16 protein-coding genes and 1 pseudogene are annotated in these 15,486 nt (G+C 67.7%); 15 read left to right on the forward strand and 2 right to left on the reverse strand.

Features of this window, described 5'->3' with window-relative positions; translation table 11 throughout:
- Window positions 1-6: 6 nt before the first annotated feature.
- From J1M43_RS03475 to J1M43_RS03530, 12 genes are all read left to right on the forward strand, one after another.
- Window positions 7-729: an L-ribulose-5-phosphate 4-epimerase gene (locus J1M43_RS03475; protein WP_206475800.1), complete on the forward strand. Its 723-nt coding sequence runs from the start codon at window positions 7-9 to the stop codon at window positions 727-729.
- On the forward strand, window positions 726-2,294 hold the full coding sequence (locus J1M43_RS03480; RefSeq protein WP_206475802.1) for a xylulokinase: 1,569 nt from the start codon (window positions 726-728) through the stop codon (window positions 2,292-2,294). The genes J1M43_RS03475 and J1M43_RS03480 overlap by 4 nt, the downstream gene beginning before the upstream one ends.
- A gap of 14 nt (window positions 2,295-2,308) precedes the next feature.
- A complete protein-coding gene (gene araA, locus J1M43_RS03485; RefSeq protein ID WP_206475804.1) occupies window positions 2,309-3,832 on the forward strand; it encodes an L-arabinose isomerase in 1,524 nt (507 codons plus the stop codon).
- Window positions 3,832-4,764: an aldose 1-epimerase family protein gene (locus J1M43_RS03490; RefSeq protein ID WP_206475806.1), complete on the forward strand. Its 933-nt coding sequence runs from the start codon at window positions 3,832-3,834 to the stop codon at window positions 4,762-4,764. Before araA ends, J1M43_RS03490 begins: the two co-directional genes overlap by 1 nt.
- 63 nt (window positions 4,765-4,827) lie before the next feature.
- On the forward strand, window positions 4,828-6,222 hold the full coding sequence (locus J1M43_RS03495) for a hypothetical protein (protein ID WP_206475808.1): 1,395 nt from the start codon (window positions 4,828-4,830) through the stop codon (window positions 6,220-6,222).
- A 323-nt stretch (window positions 6,223-6,545) separates the two neighbouring features.
- Entirely contained in the window at window positions 6,546-6,992 is a 447-nt protein-coding gene (locus J1M43_RS03500) for a hypothetical protein (RefSeq protein ID WP_033105899.1), read from the forward strand.
- 102 nt (window positions 6,993-7,094) lie between these two features.
- Window positions 7,095-8,597 carry a CoA-acylating methylmalonate-semialdehyde dehydrogenase gene (locus tag J1M43_RS03505; RefSeq protein ID WP_033105900.1) on the forward strand — a complete coding sequence of 501 codons (1,503 nt, stop codon included), beginning with the start codon at window positions 7,095-7,097 and terminating at the stop codon, window positions 8,595-8,597.
- A 50-nt stretch (window positions 8,598-8,647) separates the two neighbouring features.
- Entirely contained in the window at window positions 8,648-9,793 is a 1,146-nt protein-coding gene (locus tag J1M43_RS03510) for an acyl-CoA dehydrogenase family protein (protein WP_374058526.1), read from the forward strand.
- Complete coding sequence (gene mmsB / locus J1M43_RS03515) at window positions 9,790-10,674, forward strand: 3-hydroxyisobutyrate dehydrogenase (protein WP_206475813.1); 885 nt, start codon at window positions 9,790-9,792, stop codon at window positions 10,672-10,674. The genes J1M43_RS03510 and mmsB overlap by 4 nt, the downstream gene beginning before the upstream one ends.
- A 46-nt stretch (window positions 10,675-10,720) precedes the next feature.
- Entirely contained in the window at window positions 10,721-10,990 is a 270-nt protein-coding gene (locus tag J1M43_RS03520; RefSeq protein ID WP_033105902.1) for a type II toxin-antitoxin system VapB family antitoxin, read from the forward strand.
- 17 nt (window positions 10,991-11,007) lie between these two features.
- Window positions 11,008-11,379 (forward strand): type II toxin-antitoxin system VapC family toxin, encoded by a 372-nt coding sequence (locus J1M43_RS03525; RefSeq protein WP_241245309.1) that lies wholly within the window; start codon window positions 11,008-11,010, stop codon window positions 11,377-11,379.
- 25 nt (window positions 11,380-11,404) lie between these two features.
- Entirely contained in the window at window positions 11,405-12,181 is a 777-nt protein-coding gene (locus J1M43_RS03530; protein ID WP_206475817.1) for an enoyl-CoA hydratase-related protein, read from the forward strand.
- A gap of 186 nt (window positions 12,182-12,367) precedes the next feature.
- Here J1M43_RS03530 and J1M43_RS17145 read toward each other — a convergent pair whose 3' ends face one another.
- Window positions 12,368-12,451 carry a YdeI/OmpD-associated family protein gene (locus J1M43_RS17145; protein WP_084595729.1) on the reverse strand — a complete coding sequence of 28 codons (84 nt, stop codon included), beginning with the start codon at window positions 12,449-12,451 and terminating at the stop codon, window positions 12,368-12,370.
- A gap of 167 nt (window positions 12,452-12,618) precedes the next feature.
- On the reverse strand, window positions 12,619-13,155 hold the full coding sequence (locus tag J1M43_RS03540; protein ID WP_033105905.1) for a MarR family winged helix-turn-helix transcriptional regulator: 537 nt from the start codon (window positions 13,153-13,155) through the stop codon (window positions 12,619-12,621).
- A gap of 155 nt (window positions 13,156-13,310) precedes the next feature.
- Between J1M43_RS03540 and J1M43_RS03545 the strand changes: the two genes are divergently transcribed.
- From J1M43_RS03545 to J1M43_RS16645, 3 genes and pseudogenes are all read left to right on the forward strand, one after another.
- Window positions 13,311-14,087: an electron transfer flavoprotein subunit beta/FixA family protein gene (locus J1M43_RS03545; protein ID WP_206475819.1), complete on the forward strand. Its 777-nt coding sequence runs from the start codon at window positions 13,311-13,313 to the stop codon at window positions 14,085-14,087.
- Window positions 14,087-15,061: an electron transfer flavoprotein subunit alpha/FixB family protein gene (locus J1M43_RS03550; RefSeq protein ID WP_241245182.1), complete on the forward strand. Its 975-nt coding sequence runs from the start codon at window positions 14,087-14,089 to the stop codon at window positions 15,059-15,061. The genes J1M43_RS03545 and J1M43_RS03550 overlap by 1 nt, the downstream gene beginning before the upstream one ends.
- A gap of 2 nt (window positions 15,062-15,063) precedes the next feature.
- Window positions 15,064-15,486, forward strand: a pseudogene (locus J1M43_RS16645) (cytochrome b/b6 domain-containing protein); the annotation flags it as partial.

The following is a 15,486-nucleotide window of genomic DNA, read 5'->3' on the forward strand; positions in this document are numbered from 1 at the left end:
GAACCCATGACAACCTTCACCCCCGAGATCGAGGCATCCGTCGCCGCCGTGCGGGCCGATGTCGCCCGGCTGCACGGCGAACTCGTCCGCTACGGCCTGGTGGTGTGGACCGGCGGCAACGTGTCCGGGCGCGTGCGCGTCGGAGACGACCCGAGCGCCGACCTGTTCGTCATCAAGCCCTCGGGAGTGAGCTACGACGACCTGGCGCCCGAGAACATGATCCTCTGCGACCTCGACGGCAACGTCATCGCGGGCACGGCCGGCAGTGACCGTGCGCCGTCCAGCGACACCGCGGCGCACGCCTATGTGTACCGGAACATGCCCGAGGTCGGAGGCGTCGTGCACACCCACTCGACCTACGCGGTGGCATGGGCCGCGCGCGGCGAGGAGATCCCCTGCGTGATCACGGCCATGGCCGACGAGTTCGGCGGGCCGATCCCGGTCGGCCCGTTCGCGATCATCGGTGACGACTCGATCGGCCGCGGCATCGTCGAGACCCTCAGCGGCCACCGCAGCCGTGCGGTGCTGATGCAGAACCATGGTCCGTTCACAATCGGGGCGGATGCGAAGGATGCCGTCAAGGCCGCCGTCATGGTCGAGGATGTGGCGCGCACCGTGCACCTCGCCCGCGAGGCCGGGGATCTCATCCCGATCCCGCAGCAGGCGATCGACAGCCTGTACGACCGGTACCAGAACGTGTACGGCCAGAGTGCGGACGCCCGGCGATGAGCGCCACGGCCGACACCATCCGCACCGGGGCCACGGCCCTCGGCATCGAGTTCGGCTCGACCCGCATCAAGGCCTGCCTGATCGACGCGACGACCCACGAGGTGCTCGCCACCGGATCCCACGACTGGGAGAACCGCTTCGAAGATCGGCTGTGGACCTACCCGGTGGACGCGGTCTGGGCCGGGCTTCAAGACGCCTACGCGGGCCTCGTCGCCGACGTGCACGACCGCTACGGCATCCGTCCCACCGCCTTCGGGGCGATCGGCATCTCGGCGATGATGCACGGCTACCTCGCCTTCGACGATGCCGGTGACCTGCTCGCGCCGTTCCGCACCTGGCGCAACACCAACACGGGCCCCGCGGCGGCCGAGCTGACCGAGCTGCTGGGCGTGAACATCCCGCTGCGCTGGTCGGTCGCGCACCTGCGGCAGGCGCAGCTGGATGGCGAGTCGCACATCGACCGAGTGGCGGCGATCACCACGCTGGCGGGCTACGTGCACTGGCAGCTCACCGGTCGGCGCGTGCTCGGCATCGGCGACGCATCCGGAATGTTCCCGATCGATTCGGTCGCCCGCGACTACGACCAGCAGCTCATCGGGCGCTACGACGCGCACACCGGCGGCGATCTGCGCCCGCTGCTGCCCGAGGTGCTGGTCGCGGGAGCGGATGCCGGCGTGCTGACGGCATCCGGTGCCGCGCTGCTCGACCCCACCGGGGCGCTGCAGCCCGGCATCCCGCTCTGCCCGCCTGAGGGCGACGCCGGCACGGGCATGGTCGCGACCAACGCGGTCGCCCCGCGCACCGGAAACGTGAGTGCGGGCACGAGCATCTTCGCGATGGTCGTACTGGAGCATTCGCTCGCCGACGTGCACCACGAGCTCGACCTGGTCACCACCCCCGCCGGCGACGCCGTCGCGATGGTGCACTGCAACAACGGCGCCAGCGAGCTGGCGGCCTGGGTGGGCATGTTCGTGCGGTTCGCCGAGGCCTCCGGCATCCGCGGCTCGGCGGATGCCGTGTTCGAGACCCTCTTCCGTGAGGCGCTCGACGGCGAGGCGGATGCCGGTGGCCTGCTGGCCTACAACCACCTCGCGGGTGAGCCGATCGCCGGGCTCGAGGAGGGGCGTCCACTGTTCGTGCGCACCCCCGACAGCCGGTTCACGCTCGCGAACGTCATGCGCGCGCAGCTGTACGGAGTCTTCGGCACGCTCAGTCTGGGCATGCGCGTGCTCGAGGACGAAGGCGTGCGACTCGATCGGATGTTCGCGCACGGCGGCATGTTCCGCACGGCCGGTGTCGCGCAGCGCTTCCTGGCCGGGGCGCTGAACGCGCCGGTCGCCGTCGGGGACACGGCGTCCGAGGGCGGGGCGTGGGGCATCGCGGTGCTCGCGGCCCACCTCGGCTCGGACCAGGATCTCACCGCCTACCTCGACGATCACGTGTTCGCGGATGCCGACATCCGCGTCGTCGACCCCGACCAGGCCGACGTCGCCGGCTACGCGACCTACCTCGACCGCTACCGCTCCGGGCTGGCCGTCGAAGCCGCCGCCGTCGCCGCACTCTGACCAAGGAACGACTCATGACCCGCACCGCCCTCACCACCTCGCTCGACGGATACGAGGTCTGGTTCCTCACCGGCAGCCAGCACCTCTACGGTCCCGAGACGCTCGCGCAGGTCGCCGAGCAGTCGCGGGCGATCTCGGATGCCCTGGATGCGGCATCCGAGGTTTCGGTCAGGATCGTCTGGAAGCCGGTGCTCACCGACTCCGCAGCCATTAAGCGAACGATGCTCGAGGCGAACGCCGATGACCGCGTGATCGGCCTGGTCGCCTGGATGCACACCTTCAGCCCCGCGAAGATGTGGATCACCGGCCTCGATGCGCTGCAGAAGCCGCTCGCGCACCTGCACACGCAGGCGAACGTCGCACTGCCCTGGGCCGACATCGACTTCGACTTCATGAACCTGAACCAGGCCGCGCACGGCGACCGCGAGTTCGGCTACATCCAGACCCGGCTGGGCGTGCCGCGCAAGACGATCGTCGGCCACGCCAGCGACCCGCGCGTGCGCACCGAGCTGGGCACCTGGCAGCGTGCGGCAGCAGGCCTTGCGGCATCCCGTTCGCTCAAGCTCGCCCGATTCGGTGACAACATGCGCTTCGTCGCCGTCACCGAGGGCGACAAGACCGAAGCCGAGCTGCGCCTGGGCGTGCAGGTGAACACGTGGGGCGTGAACGAGCTCGCCGATGCCGTCGCCGCGGCATCCGAATCCGACATCGACGCCCTCGTCGCCGAGTACGAGGAGCTCTACGAGGTGGCCCCGGAACTGCGCAAGGGCGGCGAGCGGCACCCGTCGCTGCGCGACGGCGCGGCCATCGAGATCGGCCTGCGCTCCTTCCTGGAGGAGGGCGGGTTCGGCGCGTTCACCACCTCGTTCGAAGACCTCGGCGAGCTGAAGCAGCTGCCGGGTCTGGCCGTGCAGCGCCTGATGGCCGAGGGCTACGGCTTCGGCGCCGAGGGCGACTGGAAGACCGCCGTGCTGGTGCGCATCGCCAACGTGATGGGCGCGGGCCTTCCCGGCGGCGCGAGCCTGATGGAGGACTACACCTACGACATGACCCCGGGCGACGAGCTGATCCTCGGCGCGCACATGCTCGAGGTCTCGCCGTCGCTCACCGCCGCGAAGCCGACGCTGGAGATCCACCCGCTCGGCATCGGCGGCAAGGACGACCCGGTGCGCCTGGTCTTCACCGCCGACCCCGGCCCGGCCGTCGTCGTCGCCCTGAGCGACATGCGCGACCGGTTCCGCCTGACCGCGAACATCGTCGAGAACGTCGAGCCGCGCGAGGCGCTGCCCAAGCTCCCCGTCGGTCGCGCCGTGTGGAAGCCCGCTCCGGACTTCACCACCAGCGCCGCGGCCTGGCTCACCGCCGGTGCCGCGCACCACACCGTGATGTCGACCGCGCTCGGCATCGAGGCGTTCCGCGACTTCGCCGAGATGGCCGAGATCGAGCTGCTCGTCATCGATGAGGCCACCACGCTGCCCGAGTTCCAGAAGCAGGTGCGCTGGAACCAGGCCTACTACCGCCTGGCGCAGGGGCTCTGATGGCCACGAACGCTGAGCCCGTCGAAGCGTCAGGACGCCAGCTGACTCTCGCCGCGCACGGCTACGAGGCGGCCATCGCCAGCGTCGGCGCGACGCTGCGGATGCTGCAGCATGACGGCCGCGACCTCATCGTGCCGTTCGACGCCGACGAGGTGCGTCCCGCATATCGGGGAGCGACGCTCGCCCCGTGGCCGAACCGCGTCGTCGACGGCACGTACTCCTTCGATGGTCATGAGCATCAGCTCGCGCTCACGGAACCCGCCCGCGGGCATGCACTGCACGGCCTGCTGGCGTGGACCGAGTTCGCCGACCGCGTCGTGGAAGATGACCGCGTCGTGCTGGTCGCCGTGATCGAACCGCAGCTCGGCTACCCGTTCCGCGTCGAAGTCGCCGTCGAGTTCCGTCTCGACTCCGACGGTCTGAATCAGACCGTCACCGCGCGCAACATCGGAACGGATGCTGCGCCCTGGGGCACCGGACCGCATCCGTATCTGGTCGGTGGGGAAGGGCGCGTCGATGATTGGACTCTCGCGCTCCCGGCATCCGAAGTGCTCACCGTCACGGCCGACCGACTGAGCCCGATCGCGGTGGACGCGGTCGACGCGCATCCGGAATGGGACTTCCGTACGCCACGCATGATCGGCGACGTGTTCATCGACCACGCGTTCACCGAGCTCGCCCGTACCGACGGCGTCGCCGAGGTGCGCGTCGTCGCAGCGGACGGGCACGGTGTCGCACTCACCTGGGACGAGAGCTGCCCGTGGGTCCAAGTGCACACGGCCGATCTGCCGACCGATGCCGCGCGCAGCCGGATCGGCCTCGCGGTCGAGCCGATGACCTGCCCGCCCGACGCGTTCAACTCCGCGGTCGACCTGATCGTGCTCGAACCGGGGGCCGAAGCCTCAGCATCCTGGCGGTTCAGCGCGATCTGATGGCACCACTCATGGGCATCTCTGCCCACGGGTGACCCGACGCTCCGGCAATACGATGAGAGCGTGACGAACGAGACGCCCGGGACCCCTGAGCCCGCTCCGCCGACCGTGCCGGAGCCGGCGAATGAGGCAACCGCGGGCCAGCACGGCTTCGACGGCACATTCTCATCCGACGATGCTGCATCGCCGGATGCCGCACCCGAATTCGCGCCGGTGGCCGAGCCTGCACCGGAACTCGGCGTGGATCCTGCGGCGGAACCGGTGGTCGCACCGATCGAAGATGCGTTCGTTGCTCCCGCGAGTGACGCGCCCGCGCATCCGCAGACCGCCCTGGGTGGTCACGAGCTTCCGGGTGCTCCTACCCTGCAGTCGGCGCCCACGTATCAGGCTGCCACCGGGTATGACCCGAACGCGACCCAAGGATACCCCGTCGGTGGATATCCTCCTGGTGCGTACTCGGCGGCGCCCGCCGCCCCGAAGAAGCCGATGTCGAAGGGCCTGTTGTTCGGCATCATCGGCGGCGCCGCGGTACTGGTACTCCTGATCGCCGCCGCGATCATCGTGCCGAATCTTCTCCGTGGTGCTGCCCCGACGGCATCCGATGCGGTGGAGAAGTACCTGACCGCCCTGTCCGAGGGTGACGCAGAGGCAGCGATCACGTTCGTCGAGACCTACGCCGACGACAGCCTGCTCACAGACGAGGTGCTCGGCGCCTCGCTCGAGCTCGCTCCGATCACCGACATCGTCGTCGAGGAGTCTGAGGACGCGAGCGAGTACGAGGCGACGGTCTCGGCATCCTTCGCCGTCGGAGGCGAGACGGTCGAACGTGACTTCACGGCGTACAACTCCTCCGAAGACGGATGGCTGATCAGCGACGGCCTGGTCATGGCGACACTGTCGAACTTCGACGGTCTCGGCCTGACCGTGAACGGTGTCGAACCCGCCGATTCCTCGACGTCGCTCTTCCCCGGTGCGTACCAGCTGGCGCTCGGTTACGAGCAGTTCGCGCTCGACTCCGACACGGACACGTTCACGCTCTCCACGGATGCCGACAGTGAGCTGTTCTGGGACATCTACCCGGTGCTCACCGATGACGGCGCCGCGACGTTCCGCTCACTCGTGCGCACGGCGATCGAGGAGTGCGTGGCGATGAAGACTCTCACGACGCCGTGCGGCATGGACATCACCGACATCGACCTCAGCGGCTACACGCCGGTCGACGGCTCGGTGACCAGGACGATCACCGGCGATGGTCAGGCGACGCTCGACAGCATGCTGCCGGAGGTCGACTACTCCACGCCCACGCTCGTCTCGACGTATGACACTCCGGATGTGGATATGACGCTTCAGGGCACCAAGGACGGCACGACCTCGGAGTTCGAGGTCTTGTTCGGCGGGTACATGGACACCCCGTCGGTCGACTTCGCCCAGGAGACCCCGACCGTCACCTGGGACTGAGCCAGCCACGCAACGCCCGCCGGCAAGCGGGCGATGGCCGCACTTTGCGCGATTCGAACGGGGAAGAGTAGACCCCCGCCGACCCGATTCGGCGGGGGTCTCGGGAGCTTCGCTCACCGGTGCGCGGAAAGTTCTGACTACCCGATCCGGTCTGAGTTCTTCCGCGCACCTGCAGTTGTACGTGCCGAATGTGACCGTGTGGTGAACGGCCGCGGAACACGAGACATCGACTGTTTCTGCACAGGCGAGCGGATGCCAGAACCTTTCCACAGGTCCGCGGAATCACGCTGAGACCGCTGCTCTGGAGGCGACATCATCGGTTCATGACCGATACGAGCAGTCCTCTCCGAGACCGAGTCCTTGACCGCGACGACGACCTTCGCGACGTCTTGCAGCTGTTGCTGCGGGGCGCGAACCGACGGCAGATGTGGATCCACTTCATGGACGAGCGCGGATGTCTCGGCTCACCCATCATCCCGATCGACGATTATCCCGACGATCCCGATCAGCTCGTCGACATCGCGGATCTGGGCAGGGTGTCCGAGGCGCACGTCTTCATGAGCCGCGCTGATGCGATCCGTGAGGCGACAGCGAATGCGAGCATCGTTCTCGTCTGGGAGCGGGTCGGAGACGCGACCGCTTCGCCGGCGGATCGTCACTGGGCGAGGTCGATGGATGCTGCGGCAGAGGAGCTCGGTATACCGCTGCGCGCGCAGTTCATCGCGCACGATCGCGGCGTTCGGCAACTTCACCTGGATGACTATCTCTGAGCAGATGAGTCCGCATGCAAATACATGGACACCCTAGTAAACCTGCGGGTGTCAGAGTAATCTGTTCATCGTGCCAAAGACGGCGCGAAGGGACATCGCATAATGACTCGTACCATCCCCCACTTCGTAGGCGGATCGCTTCTCACTCCGAAAGACGGCCGCTTCGGCGACGTGTATGACCCGAGCGAAGGCAGTGTGCAGGCACGTGTGCCACTCGCCTCGGAGGCTGAGGTGCGTCGCGTCATCGACGATGCGCAGGCCGCCCAGCCCGCGTGGGCGGCGACCAACCCGCAGAAGCGGGCGCGTGTGCTGCTGCGCTTCCTCGATCTCGTGCAGAAGAACATGACAGAGCTGGCGACGCTGCTCTCCAGCGAGCACGGCAAGACTTTCGATGACGCCAGGGGCGACATCCAGCGCGGACTTGAAGTGATCGAGTTCGCCGCCGGTGCGCCGCACCTGCTGAAGGGTGAGTACTCCACCGAGGCCGGCACCGGCATCGACGTCTATTCGATGCGCCAGCCGCTCGGCGTCGTCGCCGCCATCACCCCGTTCAACTTCCCCGCGATGATCCCGCTGTGGAAGGCGGGTCCCGCCATCGCCGCAGGCAACGCCTTCGTGCTCAAGCCCAGCGAACGCGATCCCTCCGTGCCGGTGCGTCTGGCCGAGCTGTTCCTCGAAGCGGGTCTGCCCGCCGGCATCTTCAACGTCGTCCACGGCGACAAGGAGGCCGTCGACACCCTGCTGACAGATCCGCGCATCCAGGCGGTCGGGTTCGTGGGATCGACGCCGATCGCCGAGTACATCTACTCGACGGCGACCGCCCACGGTAAGAGGGCGCAGTGCTTCGGCGGAGCGAAGAACCACATGATCGTGATGCCGGATGCCGACCTCGATCAGGTCGCGGATGCGCTTATCGGTTCCGGCTACGGCTCGGCGGGGGAGCGCTGCATGGCGATCTCGGTCGCCGTTCCGGTCGGCGACGAGACGGCCGAGGCGCTCGCCGCGAAGCTCACGGAGCGGGTCGGTCAGCTGCGGGTGGGGCCCGCACTCGCCGAGGACGTCGACTACGGTCCGCTCGTGGCGCGCTCTGCGGTCGAGCGCGTGGAGGACTATATCCAGCAGGGCATCGACGCCGGCGCGACGTTGCTCGCCGACGGACGAGGGCTCACCGTCCCAGGACACGAGGAGGGCTTCTACCTCGGCCCGACCCTGTTCGACCACGTCACCACAGACATGTCGATCTACCGCGAGGAGATCTTCGGGCCGGTGCTCGTGATCGCGCGCGCCGCCGACTACGAGCAGGCGCTGGCGATGGCATCCGATCACGAGTTCGGCAACGGCGTCGCGATCTTCACCCGCGACGGAGACGCCGCCCGTGACTTCACAGCCCGGGTGAACGTCGGCATGGTGGGCGTCAACGTTCCGATCCCCGTGCCGATCGCGTACTTCACCTTCGGCGGCTGGAAGCGCAGCGGCTTCGGCGACCTCAACCAGCACGGCGCCGACGCCTTCCGCTTCTACACGAAGACCAAGACCGTGACGAGCCGCTGGCCTGCGCACGGTGTGCGCGACGGCGCGAGCTTCGTCATCCCGACCATGCACTGAAGACGACCGACCAACGATCTGCCCACAAGGCGAGAGGATCCCCGATGACGATGATCACCACAACCACCGAGGAGCGCGAAGCCATCCTGCACGCGGTGCGCGAGTTCGCCGAGACCGAACTCGCTCCGTACGCCGCCGAACGGGACGAGAACCACATCTTCCCCCGTGAGGCGCTGCAGCGCGCCGGCGAGCTCGGCCTCGGCGGCATCTACGTGGACGAGGAGTTCGGCGGCACCGGACTGTCGCGCGTGGATACGGTCGCGATCTTCGAAGAGCTCGCGAAGGGCGACCCCGCGGTCGCCGCGTACATCTCCATCCACAACATGGTGGTGTGGATGCTCGACACCTACGGCTCAGATGCGCAACGCGGGCAATGGCTGCCGGAGCTCACCGGCATGACGGGTTTCGGCGCCTATTGCCTGACCGAGCCCGGTGCCGGCTCCGACGCCGCAGCGATCGCCACGAGCGCGATCCGCGATGGCGAGGAATTCGTGCTCACCGGGGTGAAGCAGTTCATCTCCGGCGCGGGCGAGGCTGCCGTGTACGTCGTGATGGCGCGCACCGGCGAGGCGGGTGCCCGCGGCATCTCTGCGTTCATCGTCCCGGGTGACGCGGCGGGTCTGTCCTTCGGCGCGCCGGAGAAGAAGATGGGCTGGCACGCCCAGCCGACGCGGCAGGTGATCTTCGATGAGGTGCGGGTGCCGGCATCCGCTCTTCTCGGCGTGGAAGGACAGGGGTTCGCGATCGCGATGTCCGCGCTCAACGGCGGTCGGCTCAACATCGCGGCCTGTTCGCTCGGCGGTGCGCGCTGGGCACTGGATCAGGCGCGGCGCTACGTGCACGAGCGGTTCACGTTCGGCGAGGCGCTCGCCGAGAAGCAGAGCATCGTATTCGCGATCGCCGACATGGAGACCGAGCTGCATGCGGCGCGGCTGCTCGTCGAGGACGGCGCACGCGCCGTCGACGAGCACGCGGAGGACGCGACCGTGCGATGCGCGATGGCCAAGCGCTTCGCGACGGATGCCGGATTCCGCGTCGCCAATGATGCTCTTCAGCTGCATGGCGGCTACGGGTACCTTCAGGACTACGGGATCGAGAAGGTCGTGCGAGACCTGCGCGTGCACCAGATCCTGGAAGGGACGAACGAGATCATGCGCATGATCGTCGGACGCGACGCCCTCAAGGCGGCGTCATGAGAATCGCATTCCTCGGCCTCGGGCACATGGGGCTGCCGATGGCACGCAACCTGGTCGTCGCCGGTCACGACGTGATCGCGTTCGACGTGATGGATGCTGCGCGCGAGGCCGCGGCAGCAGTCGGCCTCGCGCTGGCCGCGTCGGGTCCGGATGCCGCGACCGATGCGGATGTCGTCATCACGATGTTCCCGGCGGGCAAGCACGTGATCGAGGCGTATGAGCGCGGGCTGCTGGCCGCGGCGCGACCGGGAACGCTGTTCATCGAGTCGTCCACGATCGCGGTGGACGAGGCGCAGGCCGCGCACGCGCTGGCGATCGCCGCCGGCCACCGCAACGTCGATGCGCCGGTCTCCGGCGGAGTGGTCGGAGCGGAGAATGCGACGCTCGCGTTCATGGTCGGGGCATCCGATGACGACTTCGCCGCTGCTCTCCCGCTGCTCGAGGCGATGGGAAAGCGCATCGTGCACTGCGGCGGGCCGGGGCTCGGGCAGGCCGCGAAAGTGTGCAACAACATGATCCTCGCGGTCTCGCAGATCGTGGTGGGGGAGGCGTTCGTGCTCGGCGAGCGCCTCGGACTCTCGCATGACGCGCTGTACGACGTGGCGGCGAATGCTTCGGGACAGTGCTGGGCGCTCACCACGAACTGCCCTGTTCCGGGGCCGGTTCCGACGAGCCCGGCGAACCGCGACTACCAGCCCGGGTTCGCCGGCGCCCTGATGGCGAAGGATCTCGGACTCGCCCTCCAGGCGATCGAACAGACCTCGACGGACGCGAGGATGGGGCGCCTTGCACAGGAGATCTATGCCGCATTCGCCGCGGGCTCCGGCGGCGGTCGGGACTTCTCCGGCATCATCACCGACATCCGCGACGAGCAGGTCTGATCAAATACGGTAGACATACACCTTCTTGAGAAGGTATCATTACACCATGAGTCTGAACATCAAGAACGAACGCGTGCACGAGTTGGCGCGCGAGGCGGCCCGTGTCACGGGCACGACTCAGACGAGCGCAATAGAGGCGGCACTCCGTCTTCTTCTGCAGCAGCACGGCGAGGATCCTGACAACAATGCCAGGGCTGGTCGCATGCAACGACTCCTTGCGATGGGTGCACGTTACCGTCGGGAGGAAAGCACTGCGGCAGCCGGCGTCACCCGCGTCGAGGATCTCTACGATGAAACCACCGGGCTGCCGCGATGATCGTCGACAGCTCAGCGATGCTGGCGGTCATTCAGGGTGAGGCAGATGCGACGGCGTGCGCGGAGCTCTTGATACAGGAGGACTGTAGGGTGTCGGTCGCGAACTGGCTGGAAGCCTCGATCGTCGTGGACAACAGATCCGTTAGCACGCAGCGCGACTTCGAAGACCTGCGCACTGTCGCTGGCATCGCACTGGAGCCGGTCACGGCGGAACAGGCGCAGATCGCCCGTGAGGCATATCGTCGTTATGGTCGAGGCTCAGGACACCCGGCGAAACTGAACTTTGGCGACTGCTTCGCATATGCGCTCGCCGTCATCACGGGGGAGAGGCTGTTGTTCGTGGGAGACGACTTCTCCGCGACCGATATTCTTCCGGCCATCCGACATTAGTGACATCTTCCGTGGAAGGGAACACATGACCGAGTACGAGACGATCCTGGCCGAGCAACGCGGACGCGTGGGGTGGATCACTCTGAACCGTCCTCAGGCGCTGAACGCGCTGAACTCGCAGCTCGCGCAGGAGGTCACGGCGGCTGCCGTCGCGTTTGACGCCGACGACGGCATCGGTGCGATCGTCGTCACGGGTTCGGAGAAGGCGTTCGCCGCCGGCGCCGACATCAAGGAGATGGAGTCGATGTCAGCGGCCGATATGCGCGAGACCGACCACTTCGGTGCGTGGAATGACTTCGCCGCGGTCCGCACCCCCGTGATCGCTGCAGTGAGCGGGTTCGCGCTCGGCGGCGGATGCGAGTTGGCGATGATGTGCGACATCATCCTCGCCGCCGACACCGCCAAGTTCGGCCAGCCGGAGATCAACCTCGGCGTGATTCCAGGGATGGGCGGCACGCAGCGATTGATCCGCGCGGTCGGCTACTACAAGGCCGCAGAGCTCATCCTCTCGGGCCGCATGATGGGCGCTGAGGAAGCGGAGCGTGCGGGGCTCGTGTCACGAGTGGTTCCGGCATCCGATCTGCTCGCCGAGGCCACGACGCTCGCCGAGACGATCGCATCGAAGGGGCTGCCTTCGCTCTACGCCGCGAAAGCCGCTCTGGATGCCGCGATGGAGACGTCGCTCGCCGACGGCCTCGTGCACGAGAAGCAGGCGTTCGCCGCACTGTTCGACACCGCTGACCAGAAGGAGGGCATGTCGGCCTTCCGTGAGAAGCGGGCGCCGAACTTCACCCACCGCTGACCGCGCGGATCCTGCTGCCTGCGGGTCGGATCGGTGACCGCAGGGATCGTGCTTCTGTGGGTCGTTGAGCTTCTGCGGGTCGGATCGGTGACCGCAGGGATCGTGCTTCTGTGGGTCGTTGAGCGAGGGAGCGGAGCGACGGAGACGAAACGCGTTGAGCGAGCGGAGCGAGTCGAAACGTCGCGACTACTCGCCCAGCGCGTCGACAATCTTCTCCAGCCGTCGCGCACGCGTTTCCTCGGTCTTCGCCTCGGCGATCTGACGGGCCATCTCCGGCCCTCGAGACCGAGTTTGCGGCGCGAGACCGACATGGCTGCGGTCGGTCTCGTGCTGCAGTGTCGGTCTCGCGGCGGTCAGAGTGCCGGTGCGGCGGGTCGATGTCGAAGACGATCGAGACGCGCTCGAGAACGAACCGTGCCATCAGCGGTGTCGCGCCATCAGAGCGGATCCGGCTGAGGGCGGGGCTCCGTGAAGTCGCCCGCATTCTTGCGCAGGCGTGCGACGATCGCGACGAGATCCGCCGCATCGGCCGAGCTCATCCCAGGGTGGCTGAACACCTCGTCGTTGAGTGCAGTGGTGGCTCGTTCGACGAGTGCACGACCTTCATCGGTGAGTGCCAGCATCGCCGCGCGCCCGTCGTGCGGATGCGGTTCGCGCAGGATCAGACCGTCGCGCACGAGGCGTTCTGCCGTGCTCGTCACCGTCGTGGCATGCACCTGCAGGCGGGCCACGACGCTGGACAGAGGCAGCCGACCCGCGCGACTGAAGGCGAGCAGGCGCAGCACCTCGAACCGTGCGAACGAAAGGCCGAAGGGCTTCAGCGCGGCATCCACTCTGGCCAACAGCAGCTGCTGCGCCCGCATCACCGAAGTCACAACGGTCATGCCGTCCGCAGCCTCCGACCACCCGTGCACCAGCCACTGCCGCTTCGCCTCGGCGAGCGGGTCGGTGGGCAGGGGGCGGGGGAGCGTCATGCTGTCTACGCTACCGTTTGCGCGATGGACCGAAGAATGTCGCTCTCTGTATACATTAGGGCGCTCATCCTGGGTTGCGATCGAAGTTTGGGCGCTCGATTGGCTACATAGGTACTCGTCTCGCTAGACTCGGCCCCAGTCGTGAGGAGCATTCGATGAAGATCTTCGTCTTGGTCAAAGAGGTGCCGGACACCTATGGCGATCGCAAGCTGAATCTGGAGACCGGGTTGGCGGATCGTGGGGCCGGTGATGTGGTGCTGGATGAGATCACCGAGCGTGCTCTGGAAGTCGCGTTGTCTTTTGCTGACAAGAACGATGGCACCGAGGTGGTCGCCCTCGCGATGGCTCCGGAGTCATCCACGGCATCCATTCGTCGCGCACTCGCGATCGGCGCAGCATCCGCGGTGCATGTCGCGGACGAGCAGCTCGCCGGTGCTGACCTCGGGTTGACTGCGGAGGCGCTCGCCGCGGCGATCCGTCGCGCGGAGCCCGACCTGGTGATCACGGGAAATCTCTCGACCGACGGCTCCGGCGGCGTGATCCCGGCGATGCTCGCTGAGCATCTCGGGTTCGCGCAGGCGACGGCGCTCAACGCGGTGGAGATCACGGCCGATGGTGTTTCCGGCACTCGCGCTGCGGATGAGGGCAACCAGTCCGTGTCGGTGTCGTTCCCTGCGGTGATCTCGATCACCGAGGCGTTGCCGGATGCGCGCTTCCCGAACTTCAAGGGCATCATGGCGGCGAAGAAGAAGCCGCTCGAGGTGCTCTCCCTCGACGACCTCGGTGTCTCGTCCGATCCGGCGGCGGCGCCGCGGACGATCATGACGACGGTCTCCGAGAAGCCCCCGCGCGCGGCGGGTGTGAAGATCACCGATGAGGGTGACGCCGGCGCGAAGCTGGTCGAGTACCTCGTGCAGAACAGGCTGGTGTGATGATGAGCTACCCCGACAACTCGATCCTTGTCCTCGTGGACGTGACGCCTGCGGGCGATGCGGCAAGCTCGACGGCTGCGCTCATCGGTGCGGCATCGACGATCGGGTCACCGGTCGGGCTGGTGCCGAGTGGATCCCAGAGCGCTGTGGATGCCGCGGCTGCCGCCGGTGCGTCGGTGGTGCTGACCGCGGCTGCGGATGCCGGGTCTCTCACGGTTCCGCTGGTCGACGCTCTGCAGGCCGCGTTCAAGAACGTGCAGCCGGATGCCGTGCTGGTGTCGAACTCGATCACCGGCCGCGATGTCGCCGGTCGCCTTGCGGTGCGCGAGAAGCTCGCGCTGTCGGTGGACGCGATCGGCGTCTCCCGCGACGATGAGGGCATCGTCGCGCACCACTCCGTCTATGGCGGCGCGTATCTCGTCGATTCCGCAGCGACCTATGGTGCTCCGGTCATCACCGTGCGCCAGGGCGCCGTGGACGTCCGTGCCGAAGCCGTCGCATCCCCGACCGTCGAGGCGCTGGAGGTAGCGGCATCCGGTGCAGCCGCCGCGACCGCGGGGGCGATCGAGGTCGTGGAGGCGGAGTCGTCCCGGCCCGAGTTGCGTGGCGCGACGAAGGTCGTCTCGGGCGGTCGTGGTCTGGGTTCGAAGGAGCAGTTCGTGCTCGTCGAGCAGCTCGCCGACGCCCTGGGTGCCGCGATCGGTGCCTCGCGTGCCGCGGTCGACGCCGGGTACATCCCTTACGCGCATCAGGTCGGTCAGACCGGTGTCTCGGTGTCGCCGCAGCTGTATGTCGCGGTCGGGATCTCTGGCGCGATCCAGCACCGTGCGGGCATGCAGACGGCGAAGAACATCGTCGCGATCAACAAAGACGGCGAGGCACCGATCTTCGACGTCGCCGACTTCGGCATCGTCGGCGACCTGTTCAAGATCGTGCCTCAGGTGGTCGAGGCCCTCGAAGCACGGAAGAAGTAACCATGGCGACGCGGATGCTCAGGCGCGGCCTGCCGCGCGTGGCCGGCGGCGAGCCCTGGCCCCCGGCCGGCGACGTCGAGGTCGCGGATGCTGTGGCGCAGGATGCTGCGCCTGCTGAGGAGTCCGCTGCTGAAGAAGGCTTCGGCTCGCTGGCGCTCGCTCAGCCCGTTTCGTCTCCTCAGGCTTCGCCCTCGTCGCTCAACGACCCGCAGGGGCAGGCCCCGCAAGCGGCGGCCCCGCCGGAGCAGGCCCCGCAAGCGGCGGCCCCGCAGGAGCAGGCCCCGCCGGGGGAAGCCCAGCGGGTGGAAGCTGAGCAGGGTTCGGGCCCGAGTGGAGCATCGCTGCGCCGCGGGCTACCCCGCACTTTGGGTGGGGAACCATGGCCCCCGGCCTCCGCCACCGCGCCCGTCCCTGCCGCAGCATCC

This window comes from Microbacterium sp. KRD172 (assembly GCF_017168295.1).
GTDB lineage: Bacteria > Actinomycetota > Actinomycetes > Actinomycetales > Microbacteriaceae > Microbacterium > Microbacterium profundi.